Origin of the sequence: Streptomyces sp. DH-12, assembly GCF_002899455.1 — a bacterium.
In the GTDB taxonomy this organism is placed as follows: domain Bacteria; phylum Actinomycetota; class Actinomycetes; order Streptomycetales; family Streptomycetaceae; genus Streptomyces.
On record NZ_PPFB01000001.1, the window covers coordinates 6,894,981 to 6,910,324 of the forward strand.

The following is a 15,344-nucleotide window of genomic DNA, read 5'->3' on the forward strand; positions in this document are numbered from 1 at the left end:
GAGCGCCGGCGCCTCCGCCCGCCTCCCGGGCGTCAGGCCGTGTCCGCCCGGTCGTACGCCGTGAGGAGCAGCGCCACGTCGTCCGGCCGGTCCTCCGTGCGGCGGGCCGCGCCGATCAGCCGGTCGGCCAGCTCCTCCACGGATCCGGTCCGGCTGTCGGCCAGGCACCGGCGGACCGTGTCGATGCCGGTCGCGATGTCGCTGCCGGGCACCTCGACCAGCCCGTCCGTGTAGAGCGCCAGCACGCTGCCGGGCTCCAGGGTGAGCGCGGTGACCGGGTAGGCGGCGTCCGGCTGCACCCCCAGCAGCACCCCGCCCTCCAGGTCCAGCGTCTCCGCGCTCCCGTCGGGGTGACGCAGCAACGGCGGGGGATGGCCCGCCCGTACGGCCCGGGCGTGCCCGGTCGTCGGGTCCAGTTCGACGTAGCAGCAGGTGGCGAAGAGGTCCGTCTCCAGATCGGCGAGCAGCCGGTTGGTGTGCGTGATGACCTCCTGCGGCGGCCGCCCGCTCGAGGCGAAGGCGTGCACCGCGCTGCGCAGCTGCCCCATGACGGCCGCGGCGCCCACGCTGTGCCCCTCCACGTCCCCGATGACCAGCGCCACCCCGCGCCCCGTCGGGATGACGTCGTACCAGTCGCCGCCGATGTCCATGCCCTTGGTGCCGGGCAGATAGCGGCCGGTGGTGCGCAGCCGGTCGACGGCCGGCAGCCGGTGCGGCAGCAGGCCCTCCTGCAGCCCGCGCGCCACGGCCGACTCGGCGTCGTAGAGCCGGGCCCGCTCCATGGCCTGCGCGGTCAGACCGGCCAGCGCGGTCAGCGCGCTGCGCTCCTCCGCGGTGAAGCGGTGCGGGGTGTTCCAGCCGAGGATGCAGGAGCCGATCGGGTGACCGGAGGCGATCAGCGGCAGGAACGCCCAGGAGGTCATGGGGTCCAGCGCCAGATGCGGGTACGCGCCGACGAGTTCCTCCGGCGACTCGAAGAACAGCGGCAGGCGCGTGGTCAGCGTGTGCACCCCGGGCAGGTCGGCGTCCAGCGGCACCCCCTCGAACGGGTCGAGGAAGTGCTGCGGGTAGCCGTCCTCCCACAGCAGGTACATCCGTCCGTCGCGGACCGTGTACAGGGCGACCTCCTGCGCCCCGAAGGCCGGGAGCAGCTGTTCGGAGACGGCGCGGCACACGTCCCGGACGGTGACGGCCTCGGTGAGCACGCTGGCCATCTGCACCACGTGGTACAGCGCCCCCGCGCGGGCGGTGGCGACCAGCCCGGTCGGCGGGTCCGCCGGGGGCGCCGGGGACGGCGTCAGCGTCCCTCCGGGCTCGGCGCCCGCCGGGGCGGCCGTGCGGAAGACCCGTCCGGTCAGCCCGTGTACGCCCGGGTAGAGCACGAAGCCGAGCCAGACCCCGTCCGGGTCGCGCACCAGGTACGACACCGGCTGCTGCGTCAGCATCGCCGCCCGGTAGCGGTCCTCGTACGCCGGGTCGCGCAGCCAGGTGAGGACCCGCCACGGATAGTGGCCGAGCAGCCGCTCCAGATCGCAGCCGAGCAGGTCCTGACAGCGGCGGTTGGCGTAGATGACCCTGCCGTCCTGGTCCAGGGAGAACAGCCCGTCGGGCAGCCGCTCGGCCGCCTCCGCGGCGGTGACCCCGCCCGCCACGTCGACCAGGGCGCCCACCAGCAGCCGGGCCGTGCCCTCCGCCCGCACCACGTGCCCCCACAGCTCCACCGGCCGGTAGTGGACCGCCTCGGCGCCGTCCCGCGTCTCCTCCAGCACCCGGAGGTGCCGGCCCCGGATCTGCCCGGTGTCCTCCGCCTCCCGCCGGGCCGCCCGCAGTTCGTACAGGTCGTCCGGTGACACCCGCTCCTCGACCGCGGCCAGGGTGCCGCCGAACCGGTCGCGGTCCACGCCCAGCAGCGCCAGCGCGTCGTCGTCCCCGGCCCAGGTGTCGCTGTCCAGGTTCCACTCGACCATGCCGACCGCCACCGCCTGGGCGGGCGGCGTCGGCAGCCGCACGCTGACCGGCTGGTCGTCGTACTCGATGCCGTACGCCGGCGCGTCCGCGTCCGTGCGGCCGGGCAGGCGGCGGGCGAACGCGGTGAGGCGCTCCTCCATGTCCCGCCCGGCCCGGCGCAGCCCTTCGCGCACCTGCTCCTCCCGGGCCGGCTCACGGCCGGAGGAGTGCAGCACCGCGAGGACGCCCACCGCCTCGCCGCCGACCCGCACCGGGTGGTGGGCGTGCGCGAACGAGTACGGCAGCGCGGCCGTGAACTGCGGGAAGCGCAGCATCGTCGCCCGGTCGTCGGGCAGGTACTGGGTCTCGCCGCTGCGGAACGCCTCGCACATCGGCAGCGCGCCGCTCACCGGGATCCGCCACCACGGCTTCAGCAGCCCGCGGGGTACGCCGGACACCACGCAGAGCACCAGCGACCTGCGGTCGGGCGACCGCAGGTACACCGCCCCGCCGTACCCCCCGGTGCCCCGCACGGCCGCCACCACGGCGTCCGCGAGCGCGTCCTCGACACGCGCCTCCGGGGAACCGGTCCGGCTCTTCCCCGCGCCGGGTACGGGCGGGCCCGCCGGCCGCTTCCCGCGCGGTGCGGCGGCTGCACCACCCATGTAGCGCCCTCCCGGTGCACACGAAACGGGACGTTCGTCCGCTCCCCACCAGCATGTGTCATGCGCGCCGGTACGGCGACCGGCCGCACGGACCGCAACCATCGGGGCATCCCGGTCGTCCCACCGGATACCAGAACGTTGTCGTCCCAGGGGGCCGAAAATGCTTCAATCAAGAACAATCTGCGCGACGGTCGTGCTGCTCGGCGCCACGCTGGTGACGGCGGCGGCCCCGGCCGTGGCCGCCCCGTCGGCGGCGCCGGCCACGGCGACGGCCTGCTCCACCGGCTGGGGCAGCGGCGACAAGGCGGCCACCGCCGCCACGACCGCCTCCGTCCGGGACGTGCGCACCGGCCGGCACGACTGCTACGACCGCATGGTCGTCGACGTGCCCGGCGCCGCGCGCGGCGACCTCGGCCACTTCGTCCGCTACGTCGACCGGCTCCACCAGGACGGATCGGGACGGCACGTCCCCGTCTCCGGCGGCGCGATCCTCGAGGTGCGCGTCACCGCACCGGCGTACGACCCCGAGACCGGCGCGGCCACCCTGCCCGCGCGCGCCGGAGGCGTCCTGCCGGGCGTCGACCTGACCGGATACCGCACCTTCCGGGACGCGCGGTTCGCCGGCAGCTTCGAGGGCGACACCCAGATCGGCCTCGGGGTGCGCGGACGGCTGCCGTTCCGCGTGCTGCAGTTCGACGGGCGTCTCGTGATCGACGTCGCCCACACCTGGACCGGCGCCGCCCGCTGAGCGCGCGCCGTGTGACGAGCCGGGCGGTCAGCGCTCCGCGCCGCCCGACTCGCAGACCTGCCGCGCCACGTCCCGCAGCTTGGTGTTGGTGCGCTGCGACCGGGTGCGCAGCAGGTCGAACGCCTGGTCCTCCGCGAGGTGGTGCCGGCCCATCAGGATGCCCATCGCCTCGCCGATCAGATGCCGGGTGGCGATGGCCTCCCGCAGCTGCTCGCCGGTGCGGGCGGTGGCGAAGGCGACCGCCGCGTGCGACGCCAGCAGCCAGCCCGCGGTCTCGCTGTCCTCGGTGAACATCCCCGGCTTGCGGGAGTACATGTTGAGGGCGCCCAGCTCCTCCTCCCGCGTGTACAGCAGGAACCCCATCATGCTGCCCACCCCCAGCTCCCGGCACCGGGGCACGAAGCGCGGCCAGTGCTCCGGGGGCTCCGTCAGGTCGGGGATGCGGAAGACCCGCTCCGGGCGGTCGGGCCGGGCCGCGTCGAAGCACGGTCCCTCGCACAGCTCCCCCTGCAGCCGGTCGCTGACGGACACGAACTCCTCCGTCGGCGCCAGCGAGCGCACCCGTCCCTCGCCCAGGACGAGGATGCCCGAGGCGTCGCAGCCGTCCACGAGCTCCACGGCCGAGCGCGAGATCTGCTCCAGCGTCGCGTCGAGCGTGTGCTCCGCGAGCAGATCCCGGGCCATCGATGCCATGCGCTGAGCGAAGACCCGCCAGTCCACCGTCCGTCTCCTCCGTCCGGCCGTGCCTCCCCGGCCATCGTGACTTCCCCCACGGGTCGCCTCTTTCCCTCCTCGCACCGAAACAGGCCGTCCGTCCCCGCATCCGGTGAGCGCGCCGATCGGGGGCAGACGGCCTACGTGATCTCCGGCGTGCCCCGGCCACCGGGGACGCCGGCGTCCGGCCCGTCAGAGAGAGGAGTCACCACGGTGACCATGCCCGAGCGTCGTACCCGTGTGTCACGCCCCGGCCGGCGCTTCGACCTGCGCTCCACCGCCATGTTCTTCGGACTGCTCGCCGCGGCGCTGGTCGTCGGGGGCCTGGCGGTGCGGGCACTGGCCGGGGTGGTGCAGCGCCGCCCGGTGTGGGCCGTCGTGCTGCTCTGCCTGGTCGTCGCCGTCGCGCTGGCCCGCGGCCGCCGCAGGCGGCGGCTGTCGGCGGCGCGGATCGCCCGGCACGCCGGGGAGGCGCTGGCCCGGGGCACCTCCACCGCCCTCGACGCCCTGGACGCCCCGGCGCCGGCCCCGCTCACCATCCCCGCCCAGGCCGGCCCGCCCGAGGAGGTCACCTCACCGCTGCCCGTGGCCCAGGGGATCGACCACGAGGCGCTCACGCCCGACGAGTTCGAGGCCGCCACCGCGGAGCTGTGCGCCCGGGACGGCTGCACGCGGGTGCGGGTGGTCGGCGGCGCGGGCGACCTGGGGGCCGACGTGACCGCGCTGACCCCCGACGGCCGCCGCCTCGTCGTCCAGTGCAAGCGCTACGGCGAGGACAACAAGGTCGGCTCGCAGGACCTCCAGCGCTTCGGCGGCACCTGCTTCACCGTCCACGAGGCCGACGTCGCCGTCGTCGTCACCACCGGCGAGTTCACCGTCCCGGCCCTGGAGTACGCCGAGCAGTGCGGCATCGTCTGCGTCGACGGCGACGGGCTGCTCGCCTGGAGCCAGGGACGCGCGGCCGCGCCGTGGGCGGCGGTCCCCCGCGAGGAGCCGGCGTAGCGGGCCGTTGTCAGTGCCGGATGCCACCCTGCCGGTATGGACGAGACGGAGTTCATGCGCGGCAGGGTGTACGGGGCGGACCACGACGACCCGGGCCCGCGTGAGGGACGGGTGTACGCGGAGCTGTCCGGAGGCCCGCTGGACGGCCTGCTGCTGGACGTCACCGGCCACGGTCCGGCGGAGCGGCGGCACGGCGTGGGCCTGCCCACCGAGATAGGCCGCTACGGCCCCGGCGGCCGCGCGGTGTACGCGCCCCGCGCGGCCGGCGACCGGGTGTACGAGTGGCGGGGCGACGTGCCCTGACCGGGCCCGCCCCGCACGCGGGTACGGAGCGGCGACCGGGGCAGACGTAACCGTAGGACACCGGCCGGCCCTCGCCGACGGGAGGAGGCCCGACGGGCATGAAACGGATCGCCGAACCCGCCTCGGCACTGCGCGGCCGCATCGGCCACGCCATCTTCTCGCGGGTGGCCGGACCGGACGGACCCGACAACCGCGCCCGCATCCACGGCACCCCGGGCCCGCGCTGGTTCGGCCCCGAGCGGCCGGTCCGCCGGGTGCACGGCGACGCCTCGATGTTCATCGGCGGCCTGTCCGCCCTGCTGCTCCAGTCGCTCCACCCGCTCGCCATGGCCGCCGTCGCCGCCCACTCCGGTTTCCGCGGCGACCCCTGGGGGCGGCTCCAGCGGACCAGCACCTTCCTCGCCGTCACCACGTACGGCACCGCCGACAGCGCCCAGCAGGCCGTCGACCGGGTGCGCGCCGTCCACGGGACGGTCCACGGCACCGCGCCCGACGGCCGGGAGTACCGGGCGTCCGACCCGCACCTGCTGTGCTGGGTGCACGTCGCCGAGGTCGACATGTTCCTGCGCGCCCACCAGCGCTACGGCGCCCGCCCGCTGGACGCCGCGGGCTGCGACGCGTACGTCGCCGACATGGCGCGCATCGCCACCGCCCTCGGCGTCCCCGACCCGCCCGTGGACCGCGCCCAGCTCGCCGAGCGGCTCGCCGCCTACCGCGACGAGCTGCACGCCACCCCGGACGCCCTGGCCACCGCGCGGTTCCTGCTGCTCGACCCGCCCGTCCCGCTGCTCGCCCGGCTGCCGTACGGCGTCCTCGCCGCGAACGCCGTGTCCCTGCTGCCGCCCTGGGCGTCCCGCGCGCTGCGGGTGCCCCGCGTGCCCGCCGAGGGCCTGTGCGTCCGCCCGCTCGGCACCGCCGTCACCGCCGGCATCCGCTGGGCGCTGGCCCCCACCCGCCCCGCGGCCTGACCCGTCCGGCGGCCCTCCCGGGTTGACGCCGGTCAGGCGGGGCACTCAAAGCTGACCGGTGGCGCTCAGGGACACAGGAGGCAACAGTGGCGCTTCGTCATCGCTTGATCCGCACGGACCCGCGGTCCGTGTGGGCCGTGCTGGAGGACGGCACCCGCTACGCGGACTGGGTGGTGGGCGCGTCCTCGTCGAAGCCGGTGCGCGGCCACTGGCCGCAGCTCGGCTCCGCGATCGGCTACGAGGTGCGCATCGGCCCGCTGAAGCTGCACAACGAGACCGTCGTCCGGCGCTGCATCCCCGGCGAGGTGCTGGAACTGGAGGCCAAGGCCGGGCCGCTGGGCACCGCGCGCATCGCCATCGAGGTGCAGCCCTGGGGCGACCAGTGCCTCGTCAAGGTGGACGAGCACCCCCTGCGCGGTGCGGGCGGCCTCGTGCACAACGTGGCCGTCGAGGCCCTCATCCAGCTCCGCCACCGGGCCATGCTCGCCCGGCTGGCGCACCTCGTCGAGACGGAAGCCGCCGAGGCGGAGGAACGCCGGCCGCTCGGCCAGGTCGTGCAGCCGGAGCCCGGGACGGGAGGCGTCCGTGGCTGACGCCGTCGTCATCGGCGCCGGGCCCAACGGCCTGGTCGCGGCGAACCTGCTCGCCGACGCCGGCTGGAGCGTGAAGGTCCTGGAGGAACAGCCCGAGCCCGGCGGCGCCGTGCGCCACGACCACGGCGTCCACCCCGACTTCGCCAGCGACCTGTTCAGTTCCTTCTACCCGCTCGCCGCCGCCTCCCCGGTGGTGGCCGGACTGGGCCTGGAGCACCACGGGCTGCGCTGGAGCCACGCCCCGCACGTCGTCGCCCACCCGCTGAGCGACGGCCGCTGCGCGGTCCTGGACCGCAGCGTCAGCGTCACCGCCGCTTCCCTGGACTCCTTCGCGCCCGGCGACGGCGACGCCTGGCGACGGCTGCACGCCATGTGGGAGCGTCTGCGCCCCGACCTGCTGGACGCCCTGTTCACCCCGTTCCCGCCGGTCCGCCCCGGCCTCCGGCTCGCCGTGCGGCTGCGCGGCACCGGAGGACTGCGCATGGCGCGCACCCTGGTGCTGCCGGTGCGCCGCATGGCGGAGGAGGAGTTCCGCGGCGAGGGCGGAGGGCTGCTGCTGGCGGGCAACGCCCTCCACGCCGACCTCGCGCCCGAGGCCGCCGGCAGCGGCGGCTTCGGCTGGCTGATGTCCATGCTCGGACAGACGTACGGCTTCCCCGTGCCCGCCGGCGGCGCGGGCGCCCTCACCGACGCCCTCGTACGGCGCCTCGAGGCACGCGGGGGAGTGGTGCAGTGCGGGCGGCACGTGCGGCGGGTCGTCGTGCGCGACGGGCGCGCGGTCGCGGTGCGCCTCGCCGACGGGGAGACCGTCCCCGCCCGGCGCGCCGTCCTCGCCGACGTGTCCGTGCCCTCCCTCTACGGCGAACTCGTCGCCCCCGAGGACCTGCCGCAGCAGCTGCTGTCCGACCTGGAGCGCTTCCAGTGGGACTTCGCCACCTTCAAGGTCGACTGGGCGCTGGACGGGCCCGTCCCGTGGCGGTGCGAGGGCGCCGCCGGAGCCGGGACCGTCCACCTCGCCGACGGGCTCGACGAACTCACCCGCTTCGCCGCCCAGCTCGCCACCGGCCGGATCCCCGACCGCCCGTTCTCCCTGTTCGGCCAGATGACCACCTCCGACCCGTCCCGCTCCCCGGAGGGCACCGAGTCGGCCTGGGCCTACACCCACGTCCCGCACCGCGTCGTGGGGGACGCGGGCGACGACGGCCTCACCGGCTCCTGGGACAAGGACGAGCAGGAACGCATGGCCGACCGCGTCGAACGCCACGTGGAGCGGTTCGCGCCCGGCTTCCGCGACCGCATCCGGGCCCGGCGGATCCTCGCCCCGCCCACGCTCCAGTCCCTCGACCGGAACCTGCACGGCGGCGCCATCAACGGCGGCACCACCGCCATGCACCAGCAGCTGTTCTTCCGCCCGGCCCCCGGCACCGGACGGCCCGAGACCCCCGTCAAGGGCCTGTACCTGGCGTCCGCCGGCGCCCACCCGGGCGGCGGCGTGCACGGCGCGCCCGGCGCGAACGCCGCGCGGGCGGCCCTGCGCCGGTCCTTCGCGCCCGGCCTGACCGGCGCCCAGCGGCTGCTGGCCCACCGCGACCGCACCGGACGCCGGCAGCCCGACCGGGGCGGACGGCCCGCATGACCCCCGCCGGCCGCCGGCCGGACACCGACTCCAGAGGAGAGGCGCGACGATGAGCGGACACGACGGACAGCCCGACGACGGCCCCGACCGCGCGCACCGGCGCCCGGAGGGCGTCAGCGACGAGACGGTCGAGGCGCTGGGATCACTGTCGAAGGCACTGGAGACCACCGAACGGGCCCGCGGCCACCTCTACAGCTTCCACCAGCTCACCGGCACCGCCGACCTGGAACTGGACCGGGCCGTGGAACTGCTGCACAAGGCCGGACACCCGGACTGGGCGGAGACCGTGCGCACCCAGGTGCTGGGCCGCAACGTGATCCCCGGCCACTGGACGTTCCAGATCGTCGAGGCGTACGACCGCACCTACTACCGGCCGTTCCGGGAGCTGGAGCAGGCCGCCGTGGAGGAGCTGGCCGACGGCCGCGACCACCTCTTCGAGGCGGAGATGAAGGAGGCCCGCAGGACCGCGGGCCACCCGCACCACACCGCCCGCCCCGACACCGACCCGCAGGTGACCGGCGGGAAGGGCGGTGACGGCGGATGAGCGGCGGCCCGCTGCGGGGACGCACCGCCGTCATCACCGGGGCCGCGCGCGGGATCGGCGCCGCCCTGGCCCGCGACCTCGCCGGACGCGGCATGCGGGTGGCGCTGCTCGGCCACGAGGGCGAGCGGCTGCGGGAACTCGCCGGCGCGCTGCCCGGGCCCGCCCTCGCGCACGAGGTCGACGTCACCGACGACGCGGCGCTGGCGCGGGCGGCGGACGCGGTCCGGACCGGGCTCGGACGCCCCTCGGTCGTCGTCGCCAACGCCGCCGTGACGGACGGCGGACTGTTCGCCGACTCCGACCCCGCGCGGTGGCGGCGCATCATCGACGTCAACCTCACCGGCAGCGCGGCCACCGCCCGCGCGTTCCTGCCGGACCTGACGGCGACCAGGGGGTACCACCTCCAGGTCGCCTCGCTGGCCGCCATCGGCGCCGCCCCGATGATGAGCGCGTACTGCGCCTCCAAGGCGGGGGTGGAGGCCTTCGCCCACTCCCTGCGCGCGGAGGTCGCCCACCTCGGCGTGGCCGTCGGCCTCGGCTACCTCACCTGGATCGGCACCGACCTGATCCAGGACGCCGACCGTCACACCGTGATGCGGGAACTACGGGGTCACATGCCGTGGCCGGTGCGGAACGTGTACCCGGTCGACCGCGCCGCGGCCCGCCTCGCCACGGCGGTCGAACGACGCAGCACAGCCGTGTACTACCCTCGCTGGCTCCGCCTGGGCCAGCCGGTACGGGCCGCGATGCCGTCGGTGGTCACCAGGGCGACCCGCCATTACCTGCCCCGCCTGGAATCCCGTGCGTCCTTGACCCACACGGAGCTCCTGGGCGGAGGGGGACGCGCGGACGAGGCGGCACGGGGCGGGTGAGGGGCCGCCCCGGGACGGCGCCCGGTCCGGGGCGGGCGCGGACTCGATCGTCGGGGCACGCGTGGTCCCGTGAGCGGAGGGCACGTCGGCCGGTCCCCGAGGGCCCGGCGGGACGGGGAGGACATCCCCGGGCGTGCCCGGCCGCGTGTCCCGGCCCGCCCGGTGTCTCCACCGGGCGGGCCGGGGGCTACGCCCCCGGGAACCTCCCCGTCGACCGCAGCGCCCAGCGGCGTTCCGCGTAGGCGAGGTCGTCCCGCCAGAGGCGGGCCGAGGCGGTGCGGACGAGGGGGCGGAGGAGGGGGGCGGCGGTCCGGGCGAGGGCGAAGCCGCGGCGGTCCGAGGCCGCCACCACCGCCTCGGTCACCGCCGTGCGCGGCCGGCCCGAGGCGTCCGGGCCCAGGGGGGTGGCGTGGGTCTCGACGACGGAGCCGACCCCCTCGCCCTCGGTGATGTGCATGACGACCGTGCGCGGCTCGGGAGCCGTGAACACCGCCCGCACCGGCACCACCAGACGACCCGCCACCTTGAACGACACGTCCACGGCGAACGCGTCCCCGTGCGGATCGTCGGGGCGGTTCGAACCGTCCGGCGCGTCGGCCACCGTGAGGTCGACGAACGAGTACGGGTGGAACCAGGCCCCGTGCCAGGGGTCCAGCCGGTTCGCCACGACGTCCTCGGGCTCGCAGACGCCCACCCCGGAGTACACCGCCGTCAGGGCGCGCGCCGGGAGCGGACGGCGCGGTACGACCGGCGCGTCGAGCGGCTCCTCACCGCCGACCGCGTCCAGCCGTACCCACACGAGCACCCCGTCGTCGTGCGCGGGGAACGGCTCCCAGCCCGCGAACGGCCCGCCGTTCAGGGAGAGCCCGTGCCAGTGGCAGACGAGCGTGCCGCAGCGCACCGGGCTGTCCCGCAGCGGCGCGCCCAGGTGGGGGCAGACGCCCGGTCCGGCGACCACGCGCCCCTCCGCGTCCCGCCAGACCACCACTTCCCGCCCCGCCACCGTCCGGCCCAGCGGGCGGTCACCGCCCACGTCGCGGGAGGCGCCCACGACGTACCAGTTGCCCGAGGGGCGTGCCTGCGCCCGTTTCAGCGCGCCGGCGATCAGGGCGGGCCTGGCGTCCCGCCAGGTGGGACGCTGCCGTTCCCACGCCACCGCGTTGCGGCGCAGGGAGAGCGGCAGCCGCCGGCGTCCGCGTCCGTCGCCCGCCGTCACGCGACCTCCCCGACCACCCGCGGGGCCGCCGGCTCCGCCGCCGTCAGCGGAGGGCGGTCGGGCACGCGGACGGCGGCGCCGCGGGACCGCAGTCTGGCGGCGGCCACCCGGACGAGTCCGTCCGCGGCGACCGCCGTCCGCCGCCTGCGCGGCACCACCGCCCGCCGGTGCAGCACGGCGTACCCGTCCTCGGCCACCGCGTCCAGGATCCCGCCGTACAGGACGAACGCGGTGCGGATGCAGGGGCGGGACACCGGTTCGAGCATCGCGAGGCCCGGCGCCGCCTGCCGGTACACGCCCCGCGTCAGCCCCTCGAAGGCGCGCAGCGCCGAGGTGATGCGCGGGTCGCGGCGGCCGGTGTCGCGGCTCCACCGCAACAGCTCCCGGTCCACACCGTGCGCGGCGAGCAGGTCGGCGGGCAGGTACACCCGCCCCCGGTCCAGGTCCTCGCCCACGTCCCGCAGGAAGTTGGTCAGCTGGAAGGCGACGCCGAGGGCCGCCGCGTGCGGGGCCGCCGTCCCGCGGTCGGTGACCGTGCCGAGGACGGGCAGCATCTGCAGCCCGATCACCGCGGCCGACCCGTGCATGTACCGGCGCAGGGCCGCGTAGTCGGCGTAGTCGGTGACCACCAGGTCGGACCGCATGGCGGCCATGAAGTCGGCGAAGTGGGCGTGGTCGATGCGGTACCGCCGGGCCGTGTCGGCGAGGGCCCGCACCACCGGCTCGGCGCTCCGCCCGTCCCGCAGCCCCTTCTCCAGCTCTCTCTCCAGCGCGGCCAGTCCGGCGTCCCGGCGGGCGGTGTCCGCGCCCGTGCCGAGCGCGTCGACGATGTCGTCCGCCCAGCGGGCGAAGCCGTACAGGGCGTGCACGGCGGGCCGCCGCTCCACGGGCAGCAGCCGGGTGGCGAGGAAGTACGTCCGGCCGTGCCGGGCGTTGAGCCGGCGGCAGTGGCGGTACGCCTCGCGCAGTGCCGGATCCGTGACGCCCGCCGCGTCCAGTTCACGCTCGGTCATGCGGGGCCTCCTGTGCGGAAAGCGAGGTGGACGCGCGTCCGGCGGGGCCGCGGGCGCCGGTGACGCGTGCCGCGGCCAGTTTCCCGGACAGCAGCACGGTCGGCACGCCGACGCCGGGGGTGGTGCCGCAGCCGGCCAGCACCGCGTTCTCGGCGGAGCGCACCAGGTTCCTGGGCCGGAACGGGCCCGTCTGCGCGAAGGTGTGGGCGGTGGCGAACGGCGTGCCGGCCGCGTGCCCCTGCGCGGCCCAGTCGGCGGGCGTGACCACGCACTCCGCCTCGACGGCGGACGCCAGCCCGGTCAGACCGCGCCCCTCCAGCTCCCGCAGCACCGAGTCGCGGTAACGCGGCGCCAGGTCCGTCCACTCGGCCGCGCCCGGCCCGATGTCGGTGTTCGGGCACGGCGCGAGGACGTAGTGCAGATGGCGTCCCGGCGGCGCGAGCGACGGGTCGGTGGCGGTGGGCCGGGTGATCAGCAGCGACGGGTCGCTCATCAGCCGCCCGGCACGGGTGAGCTCGTCGAAGGTGCCGCGCCACGCCTTGCCGAAGGAGAGGGTGTGGTGGGCCAGCTCGGGCCAGGTCCGGTCGGTCCCGAGGTGCAGCACCACCGCCGAGGGGGAGTGCCGCAGCCGCACCGGACGCCGGGGCGCCCCGCCGAGCAGCCGGTAGGCGACGGGCAGGTCGGGGGTGAGGACGACCGCGTCGCAGGGGATCCGCTCGTCGCCCGCGACCACCGCCGTGACCCGGCCGCCGGAGCGCTCCAGCCGGGTCACCTCCCGGCCGAACCGCAGGTCGGCGCCCGCGTCGGCGGCGGCGTCCGCCATCGCCTGCGGCAGCGCGTGCATGCCGCCGCGCGGGAAGTACACGCCGGCGACCGTGTCCATGTACGCGATCACCGCGTACGCGGCCAGCGCCCGCGCCGGGGGGACGCCCGCGTACAGCGCCTGGAAGGAGAACACCCGGCGCAGCCGCTCGTCCTTCAGGAAGCTCCCGATGCGCGTGTCCAGCCGTCCGAAGCCGCCGAGCGCCGCCAGCCGCACCAGGTCCGGGTGGAGCAGGCCCAGCGGCGAGTCGAAGTTCGCGTCGATGAACCGGCGCATCTGCGCCCGGTACAGCCGCTCCAGCCAGTCCCGCATCCGCAGGTAGCCCGCCGCCTCCCGAGCCCCGGCGAACCGCTCCACCTCGGCGGCCATCGCCTCGCCCCCGGTGTGCACGTCGAGGCTGCTGCCGTCGGCGAACCGCGCCCGGTAGGCGGGGTGCAGCTCCACCAGCTCCACCCGCTTGCGCAGGCTGTCCCCGACCGCGGCGAACGGCTCGTCCGCCAGGTCGGGCATGGTCAGCACGGTGGGCCCGGTGTCGATCCGGTACCCGTCCAGCTCCGTCCGCCCGGCGCGTCCGCCCGGCAGTCCGTCGCGCTCGACGACGGTCACGCGCCGGCCCGCGCCGAGCAGGTGCAGCGCCGCCGACAGACCGGCCAGCCCGGCCCCCACGACGACGACATGGTCCGTGCGCCCCGGAACGGTACGGGTCACCGCCCGGCCCCCGCTCCGGCCGCGTGCCCGCACGGCACGCGGCGCCCTGCCGTACGGCCGTCCGCGGGCCCCGCCGTCACGCGGACGGACGGCACCCGGACGGTGGGTCCCGGCGGGTGAGCCGGGCGCGGCGCGCGCGGCCCGAACGCCGCGCGGTGTTCCTTGGCCCCAGTGGGGAGCATCCGGTGTCTTCCTCTCATCGGCATGCGCATCGCTCCGGTACGCCGGACGACCGGCGCATGCCTTCCCGGTCGCGCCCGTCGTCTCACGCCCGAGTGACCCGGATCCGACCGGGCACACGGACGGAAACAACTGGTCACGCGGATGCGTACGGAGTCGTGTCGTACGGAGGAGGGTGGTGCCGGCGTGCTGGACGCGGACGTCGCGATCGTCGGGGCGGGGGCGGCCGGGCTGTCCCTGGCCCACCGGCTGGCCGGGCCCGGCAGCGGGGACCGGGCGCCGTCCGTCGCCCTGCTGGACGCGCCGCCCGGACCGCTGCGGCCGCCGCGCCGCACCTGGTGCTTCTGGGAGGCGGGCCCCGGCCGCTTCGACGCCGCGGTCACCGCGTCCTGGCGGCGCCTGCGGGTCCGCGACCCCGCCGGGCGCGGCATCGACGGGGACATCGCGCCGCTGCGCTACAAGATGATCCGCTCCGACGACTTCGAGCACCTTGTCGCCCGCGACCTGGCGGACCGCGCGGACGTCCGGCGCGTGGAGGGCACCGTCGACACCGTGGAGGACGTGCCCCGGGGAGCGCTGGTCCGGCTGCGCGACGGCGACGGCCACGTCCGCGTCGTCCGGGCCCGCTGGGTGTTCGACTCCCGTCCGCCGGGCAGCCTGCCGGCCGCCCGCACCACGCTGCTCCAGCACTTCCACGGCTGGTTCGTGCGCACCGCCCGGCCCGCCTTCGAGCCCGGCACCGCCGAACTGATGGACTTCCGCACCCCGCAGCCCGCCGACGGCCTGTCCTTCGGCTACGTCCTGCCCCTCGGCCGGCACGACGCCCTGGTGGAGTACACCGAGTTCTCCCCCCGGACCCTCGCCCCCGACGCCTACGAGGCGGCCGTACGGCACTACACGGACGACGTGCTGCGGCTCGGCGACCTCGAGGTGCTGTCCACCGAGACGGGCGTCATCCCGATGACCGACGCGGTGATGCCCCGGCAGACCGGCCAGTCCGTGTTCCGCATCGGGGCCGCGGGCGGCGCCACCCGCCCCTCCACCGGCTACACCTTCGCCGGTCTCCAGCGGCAGACCCGGGCCGTCGCCGCCGCCCTGCGCGAGGGCCGCCGCCCGGTGCCGCCGCCCGCCCACTCGGCACGCTCCCGGGCCATGGACGCCGTGCTGCTGCGCGCCCTGGCCGGCGGCCGCGCCGACGGGCCCGCCCTGTTCTGCCGGCTCTTCGACCGCGTCCCCATGCGCCGGCTGCTGCGGTTCCTCGACGGCGACACCCGCCTGCACGAGGACCTCGCCGTCGGCCTGCACGCACCGGTCGGCCCGATGCTCCGCTCCGCGCTCGAACTGCCCGGCCTGCCCCGCCGCCCCTACGAAGGCCCCTGACCGCCCCGGTACGCCCAGTCCCTGCCATCCCG

The 15,344-nt window shown here is 76.4% G+C and carries 14 protein-coding genes; 9 read left to right on the forward strand and 5 right to left on the reverse strand.

From position 1 onward, the window contains the following. Positions 1-32: 32 nt before the first annotated feature. Entirely contained in the window at positions 33-2,612 is a 2,580-nt protein-coding gene (locus tag C1708_RS30320; RefSeq protein ID WP_106415682.1) for a SpoIIE family protein phosphatase, read from the reverse strand. 160 nt (positions 2,613-2,772) lie between these two features. Here C1708_RS30320 and C1708_RS30325 point away from each other — a divergent pair, with 160 nt between their 5' ends. Further along, the gene (locus C1708_RS30325) at positions 2,773-3,360 is read left to right on the forward strand and encodes an AMIN-like domain-containing (lipo)protein (RefSeq protein ID WP_198602639.1); all 588 of its coding nucleotides are present in this window, start codon (positions 2,773-2,775) and stop codon (positions 3,358-3,360) included. Positions 3,361-3,387: 27 nt separating this feature from the next. On the opposite strand, the gene C1708_RS30330 is transcribed toward C1708_RS30325, so the two are convergent. Further along, positions 3,388-4,053, reverse strand: coding sequence for a GAF and ANTAR domain-containing protein (locus C1708_RS30330; RefSeq protein ID WP_106416555.1), 666 nt, complete (start codon positions 4,051-4,053; stop codon positions 3,388-3,390). Positions 4,054-4,287: 234 nt separating this feature from the next. On the opposite strand from C1708_RS30330, the gene C1708_RS30335 reads away from it, so the two are divergent. The 7 genes from C1708_RS30335 to C1708_RS30365 all read left to right on the forward strand — a co-directional run bounded on the left by C1708_RS30335 (position 4,288) and on the right by C1708_RS30365 (position 9,992). Beyond that, positions 4,288-5,076, forward strand: a complete 789-nt coding sequence (locus C1708_RS30335; protein ID WP_106415684.1) for a restriction endonuclease — start codon at positions 4,288-4,290, stop codon at positions 5,074-5,076. Positions 5,077-5,112: 36 nt separating this feature from the next. Then, the gene (locus C1708_RS30340; protein WP_106415685.1) at positions 5,113-5,379 is read left to right on the forward strand and encodes a hypothetical protein; all 267 of its coding nucleotides are present in this window, start codon (positions 5,113-5,115) and stop codon (positions 5,377-5,379) included. Positions 5,380-5,477: 98 nt separating this feature from the next. Then, on the forward strand, positions 5,478-6,347 hold the full coding sequence (locus C1708_RS30345) for an oxygenase MpaB family protein (RefSeq protein ID WP_106415686.1): 870 nt from the start codon (positions 5,478-5,480) through the stop codon (positions 6,345-6,347). A gap of 86 nt (positions 6,348-6,433) precedes the next feature. After that, positions 6,434-6,940, forward strand: coding sequence for an SRPBCC family protein (locus C1708_RS30350; RefSeq protein WP_198602640.1), 507 nt, complete (start codon positions 6,434-6,436; stop codon positions 6,938-6,940). Further along, the gene (locus C1708_RS30355) at positions 6,933-8,576 is read left to right on the forward strand and encodes a phytoene desaturase family protein (RefSeq protein ID WP_106415688.1); all 1,644 of its coding nucleotides are present in this window, start codon (positions 6,933-6,935) and stop codon (positions 8,574-8,576) included. The genes C1708_RS30350 and C1708_RS30355 overlap by 8 nt, the downstream gene beginning before the upstream one ends. A 49-nt stretch (positions 8,577-8,625) precedes the next feature. Further along, positions 8,626-9,120, forward strand: a complete 495-nt coding sequence (locus C1708_RS30360) for a hypothetical protein (RefSeq protein ID WP_106415689.1) — start codon at positions 8,626-8,628, stop codon at positions 9,118-9,120. Further along, complete coding sequence (locus C1708_RS30365) at positions 9,117-9,992, forward strand: SDR family oxidoreductase (protein ID WP_106415690.1); 876 nt, start codon at positions 9,117-9,119, stop codon at positions 9,990-9,992. The genes C1708_RS30360 and C1708_RS30365 overlap by 4 nt, the downstream gene beginning before the upstream one ends. A 187-nt stretch (positions 9,993-10,179) precedes the next feature. On the opposite strand, the gene C1708_RS30370 is transcribed toward C1708_RS30365, so the two are convergent. The 3 genes from C1708_RS30370 to C1708_RS30380 are packed head-to-tail and all read right to left on the reverse strand — an operon-like array spanning position 10,180 to position 13,752. Further along, a complete protein-coding gene (locus C1708_RS30370) occupies positions 10,180-11,208 on the reverse strand; it encodes a DUF5914 domain-containing protein (RefSeq protein ID WP_106415691.1) in 1,029 nt (342 codons plus the stop codon). Next, positions 11,205-12,221 carry a phytoene/squalene synthase family protein gene (locus C1708_RS30375; protein ID WP_106415692.1) on the reverse strand — a complete coding sequence of 339 codons (1,017 nt, stop codon included), beginning with the start codon at positions 12,219-12,221 and terminating at the stop codon, positions 11,205-11,207. Before C1708_RS30375 ends, C1708_RS30370 begins: the two co-directional genes overlap by 4 nt. Beyond that, a complete protein-coding gene (locus tag C1708_RS30380; protein ID WP_106415693.1) occupies positions 12,208-13,752 on the reverse strand; it encodes a phytoene desaturase in 1,545 nt (514 codons plus the stop codon). Before C1708_RS30380 ends, C1708_RS30375 begins: the two co-directional genes overlap by 14 nt. 366 nt (positions 13,753-14,118) lie before the next feature. Between C1708_RS30380 and C1708_RS30385 the strand changes: the two genes are divergently transcribed. Beyond that, positions 14,119-15,312 carry a lycopene cyclase family protein gene (locus tag C1708_RS30385; RefSeq protein WP_106415694.1) on the forward strand — a complete coding sequence of 398 codons (1,194 nt, stop codon included), beginning with the start codon at positions 14,119-14,121 and terminating at the stop codon, positions 15,310-15,312. Positions 15,313-15,344 lie beyond the last annotated feature (32 nt).